General features: G+C 63.9%; 11 protein-coding genes. 7 read left to right on the top strand and 4 right to left on the bottom strand.

The window, feature by feature from the left end:
• The first annotated feature begins 148 nt into the window (after positions 1-148).
• Positions 149-4,198 carry an ATP-dependent RNA helicase HrpA gene (gene hrpA / locus J2X56_RS09700; protein ID WP_310159861.1) on the top strand — a complete coding sequence of 1,350 codons (4,050 nt, stop codon included), beginning with the start codon at positions 149-151 and terminating at the stop codon, positions 4,196-4,198.
• Between the two features lie 167 nt (positions 4,199-4,365).
• Here hrpA and J2X56_RS09695 read toward each other — a convergent pair whose 3' ends face one another.
• Positions 4,366-5,820, bottom strand: a complete 1,455-nt coding sequence (locus tag J2X56_RS09695) for a hypothetical protein (RefSeq protein ID WP_121045321.1) — start codon at positions 5,818-5,820, stop codon at positions 4,366-4,368.
• Between the two features lie 115 nt (positions 5,821-5,935).
• On the opposite strand from J2X56_RS09695, the gene J2X56_RS09690 reads away from it, so the two are divergent.
• Positions 5,936-6,757, top strand: a complete 822-nt coding sequence (locus J2X56_RS09690; protein WP_310159859.1) for an enhanced serine sensitivity protein SseB C-terminal domain-containing protein — start codon at positions 5,936-5,938, stop codon at positions 6,755-6,757.
• Positions 6,758-6,878: 121 nt separating this feature from the next.
• Positions 6,879-7,448: a dCTP deaminase gene (gene dcd / locus J2X56_RS09685; protein WP_039784915.1), complete on the top strand. Its 570-nt coding sequence runs from the start codon at positions 6,879-6,881 to the stop codon at positions 7,446-7,448.
• A gap of 105 nt (positions 7,449-7,553) precedes the next feature.
• On the opposite strand, the gene J2X56_RS09680 is transcribed toward dcd, so the two are convergent.
• Positions 7,554-8,480 carry a LysR family transcriptional regulator gene (locus J2X56_RS09680; RefSeq protein ID WP_310159855.1) on the bottom strand — a complete coding sequence of 309 codons (927 nt, stop codon included), beginning with the start codon at positions 8,478-8,480 and terminating at the stop codon, positions 7,554-7,556.
• 100 nt (positions 8,481-8,580) lie between these two features.
• On the opposite strand from J2X56_RS09680, the gene J2X56_RS09675 reads away from it, so the two are divergent.
• Positions 8,581-9,213 (top strand): chromate transporter, encoded by a 633-nt coding sequence (locus tag J2X56_RS09675; protein WP_121045377.1) that lies wholly within the window; start codon positions 8,581-8,583, stop codon positions 9,211-9,213.
• On the top strand, positions 9,210-9,740 hold the full coding sequence (locus J2X56_RS09670) for a chromate transporter (RefSeq protein ID WP_034330199.1): 531 nt from the start codon (positions 9,210-9,212) through the stop codon (positions 9,738-9,740). Before J2X56_RS09675 ends, J2X56_RS09670 begins: the two co-directional genes overlap by 4 nt.
• Positions 9,741-9,820: 80 nt before the next feature.
• Here the strand turns inward: J2X56_RS09670 and J2X56_RS09665 are convergent, their stop codons facing one another.
• On the bottom strand, positions 9,821-12,073 hold the full coding sequence (locus J2X56_RS09665; RefSeq protein ID WP_121045317.1) for an arginine/lysine/ornithine decarboxylase: 2,253 nt from the start codon (positions 12,071-12,073) through the stop codon (positions 9,821-9,823).
• 211 nt (positions 12,074-12,284) lie between these two features.
• Complete coding sequence (locus J2X56_RS09660) at positions 12,285-12,779, bottom strand: dihydrofolate reductase (protein ID WP_310159853.1); 495 nt, start codon at positions 12,777-12,779, stop codon at positions 12,285-12,287.
• A 345-nt stretch (positions 12,780-13,124) separates the two neighbouring features.
• On the opposite strand from J2X56_RS09660, the gene J2X56_RS09655 reads away from it, so the two are divergent.
• Both J2X56_RS09655 and mdoH read left to right on the top strand, forming a co-directional pair.
• On the top strand, positions 13,125-14,750 hold the full coding sequence (locus tag J2X56_RS09655; RefSeq protein ID WP_121045313.1) for a glucan biosynthesis protein G: 1,626 nt from the start codon (positions 13,125-13,127) through the stop codon (positions 14,748-14,750).
• Positions 14,723-17,389 carry a glucans biosynthesis glucosyltransferase MdoH gene (mdoH, locus tag J2X56_RS09650; protein WP_310159849.1) on the top strand — a complete coding sequence of 889 codons (2,667 nt, stop codon included), beginning with the start codon at positions 14,723-14,725 and terminating at the stop codon, positions 17,387-17,389. The genes J2X56_RS09655 and mdoH overlap by 28 nt, the downstream gene beginning before the upstream one ends.
• The last annotated feature ends 14 nt before the right edge of the window (positions 17,390-17,403 follow it).

Here is a 17,403-nt window from a genome sequence, read left to right as displayed (position 1 = left end):
GCTTGCGGGCCGCTTCGGGGCAGATTTCTTGTGCGGATGTTGCAAAGCGGAGCCAACCGGCCCGCAAGCCGCCCCAAACCTGCACCATCGGCCGTCCAGCCGCACGCAGCCTGACCGGGCGGGCGGTGGCAGGTATAATGTCGGCCTCATGTCCGTTACCAAAGCACCCAACACTCCCCCCGGCGGCCAGGCGCAGCAGAACCCGCAACAAGATCGTCCGCGCGAGCAGCGCGGTCCGCGTCGCGCCGCCGCCGAGCCAGCCGTCCATGCCGCGTCGCCCGTGCGCAATCCGCTGCCGCCGGTCACTTTCCCCGAAGAGCTGCCGGTCTCCGGCCGCCGCCTCGAGATCGCCGAGGCCCTGCAGGCCCATCAGGTCATCATCGTCAGTGGCGAGACCGGGTCCGGCAAGACCACCCAGCTGCCCAAGATCTGCCTGGAGCTGGGCCGTGGCGAAAAGGGCCTGATCGGCCACACCCAGCCGCGCCGTATCGCGGCCTCTTCCACCGCCAAGCGCATCGCCCAGGAACTCAATTCCCCGCCGGGCGAGCTGGTCGGCTACAAGGTCCGCTTCAACGACACGCTGTCCAAGGGCGCGTGGATCAAGCTGATGACCGACGGCATCCTGCTGGCCGAGACGCAGACCGATCCGCTGCTGCGCCAGTACGACACCATCATCATCGACGAGGCGCATGAACGCAGCCTCAACATCGATTTCCTGCTGGGCTACCTGAAGCAGTTGCTGCCCAAGCGCCCCGACCTGAAGATCATCATCACCTCGGCCACCATCGATGCCGACCGCTTCGCCCGCCATTTCGGTCGCGAGCTCAAGGGCGAGCTCGTGCCGGCCCCGGTGATCGAGGTCTCGGGCCGCCTGTATCCGGTGGAGATCCGCTACCGTCCCATCGACAATGCTGACCGCAGCGGCGTATCGACCGAAGTCGCGCAGGCCCGTGCGCGTGCCGAAGGCCGCGCCAGCCAGGCCCAGAAGGACCGCGAACAGCGTGACCTGATGGATGCCGTGGTCGATGCCGTGGACGAACTGGCGCGTATCGGTTCCGGTGATGTGCTTGTGTTTCTGCCGGGTGAGCGCGAGATTCGCGACGCCGCCGAAGCGCTGCGCAAGCATCATCCGCCGCATGTGGAGATCCTGCCGCTGTTTGCGCGCCTCTCCGCCCAGGAGCAGGAGCGCGTCTTCAAGACCAGCAATGCCCGTCGCATCGTGCTGGCGACCAATGTGGCCGAAACTTCACTGACCGTGCCGGGCATCCGCTATGTGGTCGATGCCGGTCTGGCCCGTGTGAAGCGTTACAGCTATCGCAACAAGGTCGAGCAGTTGCAGATCGAACCGGTGGCGCAATCGGCCGCGAACCAGCGCGCCGGCCGTTGCGGCCGTGTGGCGGCGGGCGTGTGCATCCGCCTGTATGACGAGCAGGATTTCCTGCAGCGCCCCAAGTTCACCGACCCCGAGATCCTGCGCTCTTCGCTGGCCTCGGTCATCCTGCGCATGAAGTCGCTGCATCTGACGGATGTGGAGAGCTTCCCCTTCATCGAACCGCCGCTGGGCCGCGCCATTGCCGACGGCTACCAGCTGCTGCAGGAACTGGGCGCGGTGGAAGAGCAGGGCGGCGTCAATCGCCTGACGGCGCTGGGCAAGCAGTTGGCCCGCCTGCCGCTGGATCCGCGCGTGGGCCGCATGATCCTGGCCGGCCGCGACAATGCCTGCCTGACCGAATTGCTCATCATCGCCGCAGCGGTCTCCGTACAGGACCCGCGCGACCGGCCCATGGATGCGCAGAATGCCGCCGACAACGCCCACAGGAAATTCGCCGACGAGAAGTCGGAATTTGCCAGCTATCTCAAGATCTGGAAGTGGTTCGAAGAGGCCATCGCCCACAAGAAATCGAATCGCCAGTTGCAGGAACATTGCCGCGAGAATTTCCTCTCGCAACTGCGCCTGCGTGAATGGCGCGATGTCCATTCGCAGCTGCTGACCATCGTCAAGGAACAGGGTTGGCGCCTGAACGAGGCCCCGGCCACCTACGATCAACTGCACCTGGCCTTGCTGACCGGCTTGCTGGGCAACGTCGGTTTCAAGAGCGAGGACGATGCGCAATACCTGGGCGCGCGCGGCATCAAGTTCAACATCTGGCCCGGTGCGCACCTGACCAAGAAGCCCGGCCGCTGGGTGATGGCGGCCGAGCTGGTCGACACTGCGCGCCTGTACGCGCGCTGCGTGGCCAACATCCAGCCCGAGTGGCTGGAAAAACTCGGCGGCCATCTGCTCAAGAAATCCTGGGGCGAGCCGCGCTGGGAAAAGCGCGCCGCCCAGGTCACCGCCTCCGAGCGCGCCACGCTCTATGGGCTGGTGGTGTACAGCCAGCGCCGCATCAACTACGGCAAGATCAACCCGACTGAAGCGCGTGAGATCTTCATCCGCGACGCGCTGGTCGGTGGCGACTTCGAGACGCGCGCGCCGTTCTTTGCGCACAACCAGAAGCTGGTGCGCGAGATCGAGAACCTGGAACACAAATCGCGCCGCCTCGATGTGCTGGTGGACGATGAACTGATCATCGGTTTCTACGACAAGCTGATCCCGCACGACATCTGCAATGGGGGCGATTTCGAGAAGTGGCACAAGGAGGCGACTGCCGCCGATCCCAAGCTGCTGTACCTGAGCCGTGACGACCTGATGCGTCACGAAGCCGCGGGCGTGACCACCGAACTCTTCCCCAAGACCATGAACGTGGCCGGCATCGCCATGGCCTTGAGCTATCACTTCGAGCCCGGTGCGGCGCGCGATGGCGTGACGCTTACCGTGCCGCTGTATGCGCTCAACCAGGTCTCGTCGGACCGCTGTGACTGGCTGGTGCCGGGCATGCTCAAGGAGAAGGTGCACCTGCTGCTCAAATCCCTGCCGCAGAAGCTGCGCCGCCATTGCGTGCCGCTGCCTGATTACGCTGCGCGTTTCTGCGAGCGTATGGAAGAGCGCAAGACCTTCGGCCGGGGCAACCTGATCGACGCCATCATTGCCGACATCCGCGAGCAGATCACGATTCTGGTCAAGCCCAGCGACTTCAAGCAGGAGACGCTGTCGGCGCACCATGCGATGAACTTCAAGATCGTCGACGAGCATGGGCGCCAGCTGGAGATGGGCCGCAATCTCGCTGCCCTGCAGGCCGAATTCGGCGGGCAGGCGCGCCAGCAGTTCCAGAAGCTGGCCGAGCAGGTGGCCATTGCCCCGCGCGAGGATGAGGACAGCGCCGCACCCGCGCCCGCTGCCGCACCCGGCAAGCCCGGTCCGAGCGCAGCCCCGGCGGCTCCCGCTTCGGTGGGCGAGTACAGCAATCTCACCAGCTGGAGTTTCGGTGAATTGCCGGAGCTGCTGGAGATCACGCGTGGCAGTGGCAAGCAGGCACAGACACTGATTGGATTCCCGGCGCTGGTGGATCGCAAGATGCATTGCGATCTGGAAGTTTTCGATGATCCGGCCGAGGCGGCGCGTTTCCATTACGCCGGTTTGCGCCGGCTGTTTGCCTTGCAGATGAAGGAGCAGCTGAAGTATCTGGAGAAGAACATTCCGGGACTGCAGCAGATGGGCATGCAATTCATGGCGCTGGGTTCGCAGGAAGAGTTGCGTGAACAGATCCTCAACGCCGGTCTGGAAAGGGCTTTCCTGCAGGACCCGCTGCCGCGCAACGCGGATGAATTCAATCGCCGCCGTGATGAGGGCAAGGCGCGGCTGGGTTTGCTGGTCAACGAGATCGCGCGCCTGTGCGGCCAGGTGCTGGCCGAGTATCACGCCCTGCCCAAGAAGCTGCAGGGCATCAAGGCCCATGCGGCTGCGGCGGCTGACATGCAGGCGCAGTTGGCGCAACTGGTGGGCAAGCGATTCGTGGCGGAAACGGATTACGGAAATCTCAGCCACTATCCGCGTTACCTCAAGGCCATCAACGTGCGGCTGGACAAGCTGCGCGCCGATCCCGCCCGCGATACGCGCCTGCTGGCGGAGTGGAATTCGGTGGCCTTGCCCTACCAGCGCGCCCTGAAGGACCGCGCCGGCCGGGTCGATCCCAAGATGACCGAGTTCCGCTGGATGCTGGAGGAACTGCGCGTGTCGCTTTATGCGCAGGAACTGAAGACGCCGATGCCGGTGTCGGTGAAGCGTTTGCAGAAGGTGTGGGAGAGCATGCAGCGGTGAGGAAGAGCCAGACGGAGGCTTGCTCTTCGTCCTGGCGGATGTTGTGCGAAAGAGGAAAGTGCAGAAGTAATGTGAGCCATAAAGTCGCTGGTGCCCGCAACACCCTCGCTGGCGAAGCAGTGTCAACACAGCGTCACACCAGAAACTTGCATCGGCCCTTCAGTCCATCACCGCTCCATCAACCCGCTCAGCAACGCATCCAACTCCGCATCCCAACCCGGCGACATGATCCGCCGCAGCCTCCGCACACCATCCCGCTCCTGCATCAACGCGACATGCCAAGGCTGCGGACTGGTCCATCCAGCCTCCGCATTGCCCAGCCACGGTACCAGCGCGGCGCGCAGGCGTTCATCCTGGCAGGGCTGACGCTCTCCGAGGCTGTCAATGAAAACGACACAAGCCACCATATCCCAGGGATGGCGCGCGCAGAGCGATAGCGCCGCCGTCTGATGTCCATGCTCACGCAGCATGGTGGCGATATCCTCAAAGCGGACGTAAGCGCCATCCCGGCACAGCTGCACCGCCAGCTTGCGCACCGAGCCCGCCGCGTCCAGCAGAGCCCGCGAGGCCACGGCATCGCGTTCTTGCGGCAACACCCTGGCCCACAGGAACAAGGCCTGTCTCCGCACCCGTTCGCGCGCATCGTCCGCATGGTGGCGCAACAAATTCTCCACATCCGGCTGCCGCCACTGCACCAGCAGCGCCAGTGCCGCGCACAGCGGGCGCGCGGCCAGCAGTCCATCCTCGATGGCCTGATGCACGTGGCGCATCACATCCTCTCCCAACGCGGCCAGTTGCGCTGCCGCCGTCTGCCGGATGCGCGGCATCGGATCGAACAGGAGCGTCAGCAGCGCTTCCCGGGACAACGGCGCAGGCGCATGGTCGACCGCGAATTGCCGCACCTGTCCGAACGGCGAGCGCAGGCCCAACGGTGTATGCGCGCGACGCCTCTCGTCATCAAGCCGGGGCAGGGCGAGCAGCGCCCGGTGCGCCTGCATCAGATCGCGCGAGCCCAGGCCGAAGGCCACCAGTTCGTCCAGTCGCTGCGGCAGGTAATCCATTGCCAGCGCATACGCTGCGCGCCGCAGGGGCGCATCGCGTGACGCAAGCGCGGGCTTCAGCCAATCCGCAGTGTCATCCGCATCAAGCCCTTGCACGAATGCGGCGATCCACGCGCGGTCCGAGCGCTGCCCGCGTGCCGCGCCATGCAACGCGGCCAGGGCGGGGACGAAATCGGCCGCAGGATGCGTGCTGCGGTAATGCGCCAGTGCCTGCTGCGCTGCCTGCCGTACCGGAGCGCTCCAATCGTTGAGGCGAGCCGCCAGCAGCGGCAGGTAGCGCGTGTCATTCAACACCATCGCGCGTTCGATGCCGGCCTGGCGCAGATAGCCCGAATGCTGCGTGATGCACTCGCAGACCAGTTCCGGCTTCTCCATGGCGGCGACTCTGGGCAAGGCGCGGCGCAATGAAATGTCTCCGTGGCCCGGCAGGTAAACACGCGGCCCCCAGTCGGCAGGCTCGCCACCGTCGGCGTGCGGCAGGTGGTCCCGGCTGCCTTCGCCGGTCGGGCCGGGAATGGGGCGGGTCCAGGCCTTGAGCAAACGCGCAATCAGGAAGAACATATTGTTTCCTTTTGGAAATATCGGTTCATTGTCGCCGATATCCCACAAGATGGGAACCTTCGATTTGCAGCCTGCTCAAAAGTGCGCCTTGTGCCGTTCGCCGGAACGGTACGGCATGGACCCCAACAACCAGAAGGAGAGCGCCATGCAAGCCGAATCCTCCCCTGCCGTCACCCCCCTCGAAGAAGCCCTGCACCGGGCCCACGAAGACCCGGAAGCGCGTCCCGCCTTCTATCGCATGCTGCTGGAGTCCACCGTGTTCGTGCGCGGCAACCTGCCGCCCGACGGCAACCGCGAGCAGGTCCAGATCATGCGCTGGCCCGGTGAAGACGGCGAGATGATGCTGCCCATGTTCAGTTCCATGGAGGAAATCGGGCAAGCCTTCGAGGAAGGCGCTTCCTGTCTGGGCATGACGGTGCGCGAGCTCTTCCGCATGTGTGGCGATGGCCGGACGATTTTCATCCTCTATCCTGACAGCCCCCTCCCCAAGTACTTCGTCCCCGGCGAAGTGGCCCATGTGCTGCAGCAAGACAACGGCGGCGTGCCGCCCTCGCGCGACATGGGCGGTGCCAATGTGCAGCTGGGTGTGCCGGACCAGCCGCCGCAGGCGATGCTGGACGCGCTGTCGGCGTTCTTTACCCGCCACGACAAGGTCAAGGCCGCCTATCTCGCCCTCATGCACAACCCTGGTCACGATCCACAGCCCACCTTGGTGATAGGCGTCGATCTTCCCGCGAGCCACATGGAACGCCTGATGCGCGAGATCACGCCCGTGATCGCCGAGCACGGACCGGCCAATGCACCGGTGGACATGCTGCGCGTGGAGGCCGGCAACAGCATCGCCGACTTCATGCTGACCGAGACCAAGCCCTTCTATGAACGCCGCCAACCCGAACGCGTGGGCTTCTTCAAGTCCCTGTTCGGCGGAGGACGCTAGTCCGGGCAACCGGCCTGCCGGGCAAGAGCGGCAGGCCCGGGCGTGCCAGGATGGCCCGCGATGGCCCAACTTGGGCCGGTTTTCGCGTAAAATGCCGGATTCTTTGAATACGTTGAATACCATGGCCATCAAGTCAGACAAGTGGATCCGCCGCATGGCGGAGCAGGAAGGAATGATCGAACCCTACGAGCCCGGGCAGGTACGTCTGGCGGCCGACGGGAGCAAGATCGTTTCCTACGGCACCTCGTCCTATGGCTACGATATCCGCTGCGCCAACGAATTCAAGATCTTCACCAACATCAATTCCACCATCGTCGATCCCAAGAACTTCGACGAAAAATCCTTCGTGGATTTCAAGGGCGATGTCTGCATCATCCCCCCCAACTCCTTCGCCCTGGCGCGTACCGTCGAATACTTCCGCATCCCGCGCAGCGTGCTGACCATCTGCCTGGGCAAGTCCACCTACGCGCGCTGCGGCATCATCGTCAACGTCACCCCCTTCGAACCGGAATGGGAAGGCTACGTGACCCTGGAGTTCTCCAACACCACGCCGCTGCCGGCCAAGATCTATGCCGGTGAAGGCTGCGCCCAGGTGCTCTTCTTCGAAAGCGATGAAGTCTGCGAGACCTCCTACAAGGATCGCGGCGGCAAGTACCAGGGACAGCATGGTGTGACCTTGCCCAAAACCTGAAAACGATATAAACCATATCGGCAGTACAAAAAAATGGCTTCCTGCGGGAAGCCATTTTTGTATCGATCAACGGATTGCCATATCTCGGCAATATGTCTGCTGACATCAGCGCCGCTTGCGCCCCGCACTCAGTTTCAGCGCCTCTTCACGCATCAGCCGTGCCGCGCTGCTGATGCTGCCGGTGCGGTAAGCCAGGTGCAGCGGCGCTTTCAGCTCGGCTGCGCCGGTCAGTTTGAGGTACACCACCCCCTCCGCATTGACCCGCGTCATCGACGCCGGGATGACGGCCACCCCTACGCCCGCCGCCACCAGCGAGAGCGTGGAGAGATTCTTGCGCGCCTCCTGTATCACCTGTGGCGAGAAGCCCGCCGCATGGCAGGCCGCGATGATGGTGTCGTACAGGCCGGGGCCATTGGGCCGGCGCGTCATGATGAAGGACTCCTCGGCCAGCGCCTGCAGGGCGATGCTCTTGCGCTTGCCTTGCTCGGCCAGCGGATGGTCGATCGGCAACGCGGCCACCATGTCTTCCACCAGCATGGTCTCGATGGTCAGGCCGCCGGAATCCCCCACGGGAGAACGCACGAAGGCCAGGTCCAGGCGCTTGGCGCGCAGTGCTTCGATCAGTTCATTCGTATTGCTTTCTTCCACCGTCATCGCCACGTCCGGCGCATCGGCACGGAAGGCGCGAATGACCGAATGCACGAAGGGATGCAGCGAGGCCGATTCGGTGAAGCCCACGGCGATGCGTCCCATCTTGCCCTGGGCGATGCGGCGCACGCTGGCCACCGTCGTATCGAGTTGCGCCAGCAGGGCGCGGGCATCGTTGAACAGGGCGGTGCCGCTGTCGGTGAGTTCCATGCCGCGCGGCAGGCGGTTGAACAGCGTCACGCCCAGTTCGCGCTCCAGCAGGCGGATCTGTTGCGACAGCGGCGGCTGCTGGATGCCGATGCGCTCGGCGGCCTTGGTCAGGTGGCCCTCTTCAGCCACGGCGATGAAGTAGCGCAACAGGCGCAGGTCGATGGAAGGTGACATATCGGTAGAATATGGATAGGGTGTCTGACATATATTAGACAAAAACCCTCCTCAAGCGTAGCCTTTCATGCATGCGGCAATCACGCCGCGCTTGCATGAGATGATGATGAGCACTCCTGACCTCCTGGCCGAGCAACGGCCTATCCCCACTACCAGGGAATTGTTCCTGGGCTTTCTCGGCCTGGGCATGACTGCCTTCGGCGGCGCGCTGCCGCTGGCACACCGCATGATCGTCGAACGCCGAAAATGGCTGACCGATCCTGAATTCGTCGAGCTGCTGGGGCTGTGCCAGTTCCTGCCCGGGGGCAACATCATCAACCTGTCGGTGGCGCTGGGCATGAAGTTCCGGGGCTGGAAGGGGGCCGTGGCGGGCATCACCGGTTTGATCGCCGTGCCCTCCATGGTGGTGATCCTGCTGGGGATGATCTACCAGCATTTCCAGCATGATCCCAACGTCAAGCATCTGTTCGCCGGGCTGGCAGCGGCGGCGGCGGGCCTGCTGATTCAAATGGCCGTGAAGATCGCGCTGCCGCTGCGCAAGAACCTGGTGCTGGCGGCCGTGGCGGTGATCTGCTTCATTGCCATCGCCTTCCTGCGCATTCCCTTGCTGTGGGTGATGCTGGTGATGACACCCATCAGCGTGGTCCTCACCGCACGTTACGGTGATCGCTTTGCCGCCAAGCCGCAGGCTGTGCCGGCACAGCGTGAGGGCAAGCAGGAGGGCGCGCAATGAGCCAGACCCTGATCGCATTGGCCATCATCTTCACGCAGTTGTCGGTGCTGGCATTCGGTGGCGGCAACACCATCCTGCCGGAGATGCAGCGCCAGGTAGTGGAAGTGCATCACTGGATGAGCGCCGAGGATTTCAGTGCGCTGTTCGCCCTGGGGCAGGCGGCACCCGGTCCCAACCTGATGGTGGTCACGCTGGTGGGCTGGCATGTGGCCGGCTTCTGGGGGATGCTGGTGACCAGCCTGGCCAAGTTCGGGCCGTCCTCCATCATCACCGTCATCATGTTGCACGTCTGGGAGAGGTTCAAGGACAAGCCCTGGCGGCGGCACGTACAGGCCGGGCTGCTGCCGGTTACGGGCGGGCTGGTCGCGGCGTCGGCGCTGTTGATCACGCAGGCGTCGATCACCCACGGCTTCCTGGCGGCGATCACGGCGGCCACGGCCATCATCGCGCTCAAGACCAAGATCCATCCGCTGTGGTTGTTGTTTGGCGGGGCTTTGGCGGGCTTCTTTTATCTCGGCACGTTCTGACGGCGCGTCTGCCGGCGTGAAAACAAAACAGCCGATGCCCTCGCAGGCATCGGCTGTTTTTTTACGTGCAGCGCAGAGGCTTACTGCTTGACGCAATCCACGAAGTAATCGCGGCGGCCGTTGACTTCACGCTTGACCAGGCCATGCACGTCGGTTTCGAAGCCCGGGAATTTCTCGTTGAAATCACGCGCAAACTTCAGGTAATCGACGATGGTCTTGTTGAAGATCTCGCCCGGGATCAGCAGGGGAATGCCCGGCGGATACGGAGTCAGCAGGATCGAGGTGACGCGGCCTTCGAGTTCGTCCAGGGGGACGCGCTCGATCTCGCGGTGCGCCATCTTGGAGAAGGCGTCCGAAGGCTTCATGGCCGGCTGCATGTCCGACAGATACATCTCGGTAGTCAGGCGGGCCACATCGTAGGCGCGGTAGGTCTCGTGGATCTGCTGGCACAGGTCGCGCAGGCCCAGGCGCTCGTAGCGCGGGTTGCGCTGCGCGAACTCGGGCAGGATGCGCCAGATCGGCTGGTTCTTGTCGTAGTCGTCCTTGAACTGCTGCAGCGCCGTCACCAGGGTGTTCCAGCGGCCCTTGGTGATGCCGATGGTGAACATGATGAAGAAGGAATACAGGCCGCACTTCTCCACGATCACGCCGTGCTCGGCCAGGTACTTGGTCACGATGGAGGCCGGGATGCCGTTCTCGCCGAACTGGCCGTTCAGGGCCAGGCCCGGGGTGACGATGGTGGCCTTGATCGGGTCCAGCATGTTGAAGCCCGGTGCCAGGTTGCCGAAACCGTGCCAGTCGTCCTCGGCCTTGATGACCCAGTCCTCGCGCTCGCCGATGCCGTCGGCGGCGAAGCTGTTGGGGCCCCAGACCTGGAACCACCATTCATCGCCGAATTCCTGGTCGATCTTCTTCATGGCGCGGCGGAAGTCCAACGCTTCCAGGATGCTTTCTTCCACCAGCGCCGTGCCGCCCGGCGCTTCCATCATGGCCGCTGCGACGTCACAGGAGGCGATGATGGAGTATTGCGGCGAGGTCGAGGTGTGCATCAGGAAGGCTTCGTTGAAGGCATCCTCATCGAGCTTCACGGTTTCCGACTCGCGCACCAGGATCTGCGAGGCCTGCGACAGGCCGGCCAGCAGCTTGTGGGTCGACTGGGTCGAGAAGATCAGCGACTTCTTGGCGCGCGGACGGTCCTTGCCGATGGCGTGCATGTCCTTGTAGAAGTCGTGGAAGGTCGCGTGCGGCAGCCAGGCTTCGTCGAAGTGCAGGGTTTCGATCTCGCCGTCGAGCATGTCCTTCAAGGTCTCGACGTTGTAGACCACGCCGTCGTAGGTCGACTGGGTGATGGTCAGGATGCGCGGCTTCTTGTTCTTGGCTTCGCGGGCGAAGGGGTTGGCTTCGATCTTGCGCTGGATGCTTTCCAGGGTGAACTCTTCCAGCGGGATCGGTCCGATGATGCCCAGGTGGTTGCGGGTCGGCATCAGGAACACGGGAATCGCGCCGGTCATGATGATGGAGTGCAGGATGGACTTGTGGCAGTTGCGGTCCACCACGACGATGTCGCCGGGCGCCACCGTCGAGTGCCAGACCATCTTGTTGGAGGTCGAGGTACCGTTGGTGACGAAGTAGCAGTGGTCGGCATTGAAGATGCGCGCTGCATTGCGTTCCGAGTTGGCGACCGGGCCGGTGTGGTCCAGCAGCTGGCCCAGTTCTTCCACGGCATTGCAGACGTCGGCGCGCAGCATGCGTTCGCCGAAGAACTGGTGGAACATCTGGCCCACGGGCGACTTCAGGAACGCCACGCCGCCGGAGTGGCCGGGGCAGTGCCAGGAGTAGGAACCATCCTGGGCGTAATCGACCAGGGCGCGGAAGAACGGCGGGGCCAGGCCGTCCAGGTAGGACTTGGCTTCGCGGATGATGTGGCGCGCCACGAACTCCGGCGTATCTTCGAACATGTGAATGAAACCGTGCAGTTCGCGCAGCACATCGTTGGGAATGTGGCGCGAGGTGCGGGTTTCACCGTAGAGGTAGATGGGGATGTCGGCGTTCTTGTGACGAATTTCGCTCACGAAGGCACGCAGGGCCTTGAGGGCGTGGTCGGTTTCTTCGTCAGAGCCGGCACCCATTTCTTCATCGTCGATGGACAGGATGAAGGCCGAGGCGCGCGACTGCTGCTGGGCGAACTGGGCCAGGTCGCCGTAGCTGGTCACGCCCAGCACTTCCATGCCTTCGGCTTCGATGGCGTCGGCCAGGGCGCGGATGCCCAGGCCCGAGGTGTTTTCGGAGCGGAAGTCTTCGTCGATGATGACGATCGGGAATCGGAATTTCATGGATTTCTCCAGGCTTTGCGCGCGTGGGACCGGGTAGGCGGGCGCGCGCAGGGGGTGAAAAGAAAAGCGCCTGGGCTGGCAGTGCTTGCGCGCCGGAAAAATGAAAGCGGGATTGTCGCAGATATGCGCGCAACGTGCGCGCCAACTGCGCTAAAGAGGTGCGCAGTTTAAGCAAAAAAGGGAAAAAACAACAGCCTCGCGCCGACGTGGTTCAACGTCTTTCGTATGTCACAAAAGCGTAGTCCAATCCGGAAGTTTCGGACCGGTGGTCCTCACGTGCGGTCTCCTGCCACAACAGCGGGTCCAGGGCCGGGAAGAAGGCGTCGCAATCAAAAGCCTGGTTGATGCGGGTGATGATGAGCCGGTCCACCAGCGGCAGGGCTTCCGCGTAGATCTGCGCACCGCCGATGATGAAGGCCGGTGCACCTTGCGCCAGCGCGGCGGCGTCCTGCAGCGAAGCCGCCGTCTCCACCCCCGCGTGTTGCCATTCGGCATTGCGGGTGATGACGATGTTGCGCCGGTTGGGCAGCGGCCGGCCGATCGATTCAAAGGTCTTGCGGCCCATCAGGATGGCATGCCCCGAGGTGGTGCGCTTGAAATGGGCCAGGTCTTCCGGCAGATGCCAGGGCAGGGTGTTGCGAATGCCGATGCCGTTGTTGAGGTCGGTAGCGACGACGATGGTGAGGGAGCCGGAAGCTGTGGTCATGCGGGAATCTGGGTTCGGACGGAAGGCCTGCAGCCCGGCGCACGGCCGGATGCAAGGGCGACAGAAGCATAATGTTACAGCAGCCATGCTGCGGCACGGAACTTTATGCGCCGCCACCTGCCCTTATACCTGAACCGGCTGGCCGCTTGCGCGCGCCGGGGCCGGGTTTGCAGGCGAATGAAGTTTCATTCAGGAAATACTGTCCCTCAGGGCGATTCCCTCTGCAAGCATGCCATCTTCATATGAACTAGCGAACAATCCCCGCCACATTTGGGTAAACTAGCGCCTGCTTTCCGGTGCGGCGCTGCTTCCAGTGTCTGCCGGGGCAATCAACCAGAAAATTGCATGTCAGACAAAACAATAATGCTGCTTCACACCACCTCCTGGCCGCACGAGGGACTCGTTTCCCGGCGCAGTGCCGCACGATCGACCTGGTGGCGTCGCCTTGCCGCTCCGGCGACCCTGGCGGGTCTGCTGGCGTTGGCCTTGCCGCAAGCTGCCCTGGCCTTTGATTTCAATACGGTGGCCGCCCGCGCCAAGGCGCTGGCCGGCAAGTCGTACAAGAAGCCCGCCGATGATCTGCCCAAGTCGCTCAAGGACTTGAGCTACGAGCAGGCCAGCCAGATCTACTTCCGCGATGACAAGTCGTACTGGCGCGCCCAGAAGCTGCCTTTCGAACTGTCCTTCATCCATCTGGGCGCGAGCTATACCGAGCCGGTCAAGATCAATGAAGTGGTCGGCGACGCCGTGCGCGAGATTCATTTCAATCCGGCGCTCTTCGATTACAGCGCCAACCGCAGCGTCGATCCGCGCACCCTGCGCAACATCGGCTTTGCCGGGTTCCGCATCCGCTTCCCGCTCAATTCGGCCAAGGTCAAGGATGACGTGCTGACCTTCCACGGTGCCAGCTACTTCCGCGCCATGGGCAAGGGGCAGAGCTATGGCCTCTCCGCGCGCGGGCTGGCCATCGATACCGCACTCTATTCGGGCGAGGAATTCCCGCGCTTCACCGAATTCTGGCTGGAGCGTCCCTCGGGCGAGGCCAAGGAACTGGTGATCTATGCGCTGCTGGATTCGCCGCGCGCCACCGGTGCCTATCGCTTCGTCCTCAAGCCTGGCGTGGATACCGCCATGGACGTCAAGGCCCAGCTCTACCTGCGCAGCAATGTCACCAAGCTGGGCATCGCCCCGCTGACCAGCATGTTCCTCTTCGGCGAGAACCAGCCGGGTCCGGCTGATGACTTCCGTCCGGAAGTGCATGACTCGGACGGCCTGTCGATGCAGTCGGGTACCGGCGAATGGCTGTGGCGTCCGCTGGTGAACCCCAAGCGCCTGCTGGTGACTTCGTTCTCCTTCGACAATCCGCAGGGCTTTGGCCTGATGCAGCGCGACCGCAATTTCTCGCACTACGAAGACCTGGACTACAACTACCAGTCGCGCCCCAGCGCCTGGGTCGAGCCCAAGGGCAAGTGGGGTTCGGGCCGCGTGGAGCTGGTGCAGATTCCCACGCCCGACGAGACCAACGACAACATCGTGGCCTACTGGATTCCCAACACGCTGCCCAAGCCTGGCCAGCCGCTGAACGTGGAATACCGCCTGTCCTGGCAGAAGGACAACGAGAAGCGTCCGCCGCTGGCCTTCGTCACGCAGACCCTGTTCGGCCACGGCTACCGTCCCAAGCAGGAAGGCAAGCAGGATGAAGTGCAGCAGCTGGCCATCGACTTCGACGGCGGCAACCTCAAGAAGCTGCCCGCCAATGCGCGCGTGGAAGGCGTGGTCGAGGCCGATGCCAATGGCAAGCTGGCCAGCGTCACCACCCGCAAGAATGAAATGACCGGCGGCTGGCGCGTGGAAGTCAAGCTGCGCCGCCTGGAAGAAAACAAGCCCGTCGAGCTGCGCGGTTTCCTGCGCAATGCCAATGGCGGCACAACCTTGTCTGAAACGTGGAGCTACATATTACCCCCCAACTAAGGCAGACTTCGGCAGCCTCGCAGACGCTGGAGGATTACCTCGCGCGTCTGCCGCTGTCGCCTGAGCAACGCCAGGACCTGGCTGCGCGCGCGGGTGCAATCGGCTCCGGCGATCCGGTGGCCGACCTGCACCGCGTGCTGGCCGAGGCCTCCGGGCGCGATGCCAGCCTGGTACCGGCCGCAGCGCAAGCTTCGGTTGATGCGCGCCTGCGCCTCATGTATCCCGCCGCGCAACCGGCGGCCGTCCCTGCTGCGCAAGCGGCACAGGCAGTGCAGGGTGCGCCCGTTCCTCCCATTGGTGAAGAGCGCGGCCAGCCGCGCATTCCGGTCGGCCCGCCGATGCATCGCAAATCGATGGTGCCGCGCCCGTGGGGCGAACTCAATCCTTTCTCGCGCTGGGTGGAAGAGGAAAACCGCCGCCTGGAACGCCGTCCCAGCCGCTGGCGCCGCGCCCGCAAGGGCCGCGCCAAGGTGGCTGAAGCCGCACCGCCGGTGGATGACGAACCGCGCTACATCGAGGATCACCTGGACCAGTCCGAGGCCCCCGATCCCAAGGGGCACTGGCAGCATACGGGCAACATCCGCCGTATTACGCTGCTGGTGCTGATGGCGCTGCAGACCTCCATGGCCACGTATTTCATGAGCGACGTGCTGCCGTATCACGGCACCAAGCCGCTGGAGATGGTGGTGCTGTTCCTGTTCGGACTGCTGTTCCTGTGGGTCTCGGCCGGGTTCTGGACGGCCATGACCGGATTCCTGCTCCTCATGCGCGGTGATGACAAGTACCTCATCTCGCACGAGAAGGCCGGCCATACCGAGATCGCGTCGGAGGCCCGCACGGCCATCGTCATGCCCATCTGCAACGAAGATGTGGCACGCGTTTTCGCCGGCTTGCGCGCGACCTACGAGTCGCTGGAACGCACCGGGCAGATTCAGCACTTCGATTTCTTCATCCTGAGCGACAGCGGCGAAGCCGACATCTGCGCCGCCGAAACCGCCGCATGGGACCGCCTGTGCCGCGAGACCGGTGGCTTCGGACGCATCTTCTATCGCCACCGCCGTCGTCGCGTCAAACGCAAGAGCGGCAACCTGGACGACTTCTGCCGCCGCTGGGGGGCCGATTATCGCTACATGGTGGTGCTCGACGCCGACAGCGTCATGACCGGCGAATGCCTCACCAAGCTGACCCGCCTGATGGAAGCCCATCCGGGCGCGGGCATCATCCAGACCGCACCGCGCGCAGCCGGGCGCGATACCTTGTATGCGCGCATCCAGCAATTCTCGACCCGCGTGTATGGCCCGCTGTTTACGGCCGGCCTGCATTACTGGCAATTGGGCGAGTCGCACTTCTGGGGCCACAACGCCATCATCCGCCTGCAGCCCTTCATGAAGTACTGCGCGCTGGCGCCGCTGCCGGGCAAGGGCAACCTGTCCGGTCCGATCATGTCGCACGACTTCGTGGAGGCGTCGCTGATGCGTCGTGCAGGCTGGTCGGTGTGGATCGCCTATGACCTGGACGGCAGCTACGAAGAAATGCCGCCCAACCTGCTCGATGAACTCAGTCGGGACCGCCGCTGGTGCCAGGGCAACCTGATGAACTTCCGCCTGTTCCTGGCGCGTGGCATGCACGCGGTGCATCGCGCGGTGTTCGTCACCGGTGTGATGGCTTACGTGTCGGCACCGCTGTGGGGGCTGTTCCTGATCCTCTCCACGGTGCTGCTGGCAGCGCATACGCTGATCGATCCGCAGTATTTCACGGCACCGCGCCAGCTCTTCCCGATCTGGCCGGAATGGCATCCGGAGAAGGCACTGGCGCTGGTCTCGGCCACCGCCACCATCCTGTTCCTGCCCAAGATCCTGGCCGTGCTGCTGTTTGCGGTGAAGGGCGCGCGCGGCTTCGGCGGTGCGCTGGCGCTGTTCGTGAGCATGGTGATTGAGCTGCTGTTCTCGATGGCGCTGGCCCCGGTGCGCATGCTGTTCCATACGCGCTTCGTGCTGGGGGCCTTCCTCGGCTGGAACGCCGGCTGGAAGTCGCCGCCGCGTGCCGACAATGAAACCGGCTGGGGTGAGGCGGTGCGCCGCCACGGTTGGCATTCGGTGCTGGGCGTGGCCTGGGGCGCGCTGGTGTACTGGCTCAATCCGTCCTTCATCTATTGGCTGATTCCGATTGCCGGTTCGCTGGCGGTGTCGGTGCCGGTGTCGGTGCTGTCGTCACGCGTGACGTATGGCCGTGGCTTCCGTCGTGCGGGTCTGTTCAAGATCCCTGAAGAGACCACGCCACCGTTCGAGCTGCGCGAAACCGTGCGCCATCATGAAGAGACCCCGCCGCTGCCGGGCTTCGTCGAGGCCGTGGTCGATCCGTCCTTCAATGCGCTGATGTGTGCCACCGCGCATGCGCATCCGCACGTACCGCAACTGACGCAGCATCTGCGCGAGAAGCTGGTGCGCACCGCGCTCAAGGACGGGCCGGACGCGCTGAACGACAAGCAGAAAAACAGCATCCTGGAAGAACCGGGCCTGCTGTCGCAACTGCACCAGGCGGTCTGGAGCGGTGCTGCCGAGGTCCATCCGGACTGGCATGCCGCGCGCCAGCAAGCGGCACCTGCCGCCGCCATCGCATCACCGGCACTGGCCGCCTGAGGGGGCGGACCACG

This window comes from Herbaspirillum sp. 1173 (assembly GCF_031455335.1).
GTDB lineage: Bacteria > Pseudomonadota > Gammaproteobacteria > Burkholderiales > Burkholderiaceae_D > Herbaspirillum > Herbaspirillum huttiense.
Note: the sequence above shows the minus strand (reverse complement) of the source record. Positions and strands in the feature narration are given on the sequence as shown.

Coding starts and splice junctions, on each gene's coding strand:
- hrpA (WP_310159861.1), top strand. CDS start 149: ATGTCCGTTACCAAAGCACCCAACACTCCCCCCGGCGGCCAGGCGCAG.
- J2X56_RS09695 (WP_121045321.1), bottom strand. CDS start 5,820: ATGTTCTTCCTGATTGCGCGTTTGCTCAAGGCCTGGACCCGCCCCATT.
- J2X56_RS09690 (WP_310159859.1), top strand. CDS start 5,936: ATGGACCCCAACAACCAGAAGGAGAGCGCCATGCAAGCCGAATCCTCC.
- dcd (WP_039784915.1), top strand. CDS start 6,879: ATGGCCATCAAGTCAGACAAGTGGATCCGCCGCATGGCGGAGCAGGAA.
- J2X56_RS09680 (WP_310159855.1), bottom strand. CDS start 8,480: ATGTCACCTTCCATCGACCTGCGCCTGTTGCGCTACTTCATCGCCGTG.
- J2X56_RS09675 (WP_121045377.1), top strand. CDS start 8,581: ATGATGATGAGCACTCCTGACCTCCTGGCCGAGCAACGGCCTATCCCC.
- J2X56_RS09670 (WP_034330199.1), top strand. CDS start 9,210: ATGAGCCAGACCCTGATCGCATTGGCCATCATCTTCACGCAGTTGTCG.
- J2X56_RS09665 (WP_121045317.1), bottom strand. CDS start 12,073: ATGAAATTCCGATTCCCGATCGTCATCATCGACGAAGACTTCCGCTCC.
- J2X56_RS09660 (WP_310159853.1), bottom strand. CDS start 12,779: ATGACCACAGCTTCCGGCTCCCTCACCATCGTCGTCGCTACCGACCTC.
- J2X56_RS09655 (WP_121045313.1), top strand. CDS start 13,125: ATGTCAGACAAAACAATAATGCTGCTTCACACCACCTCCTGGCCGCAC.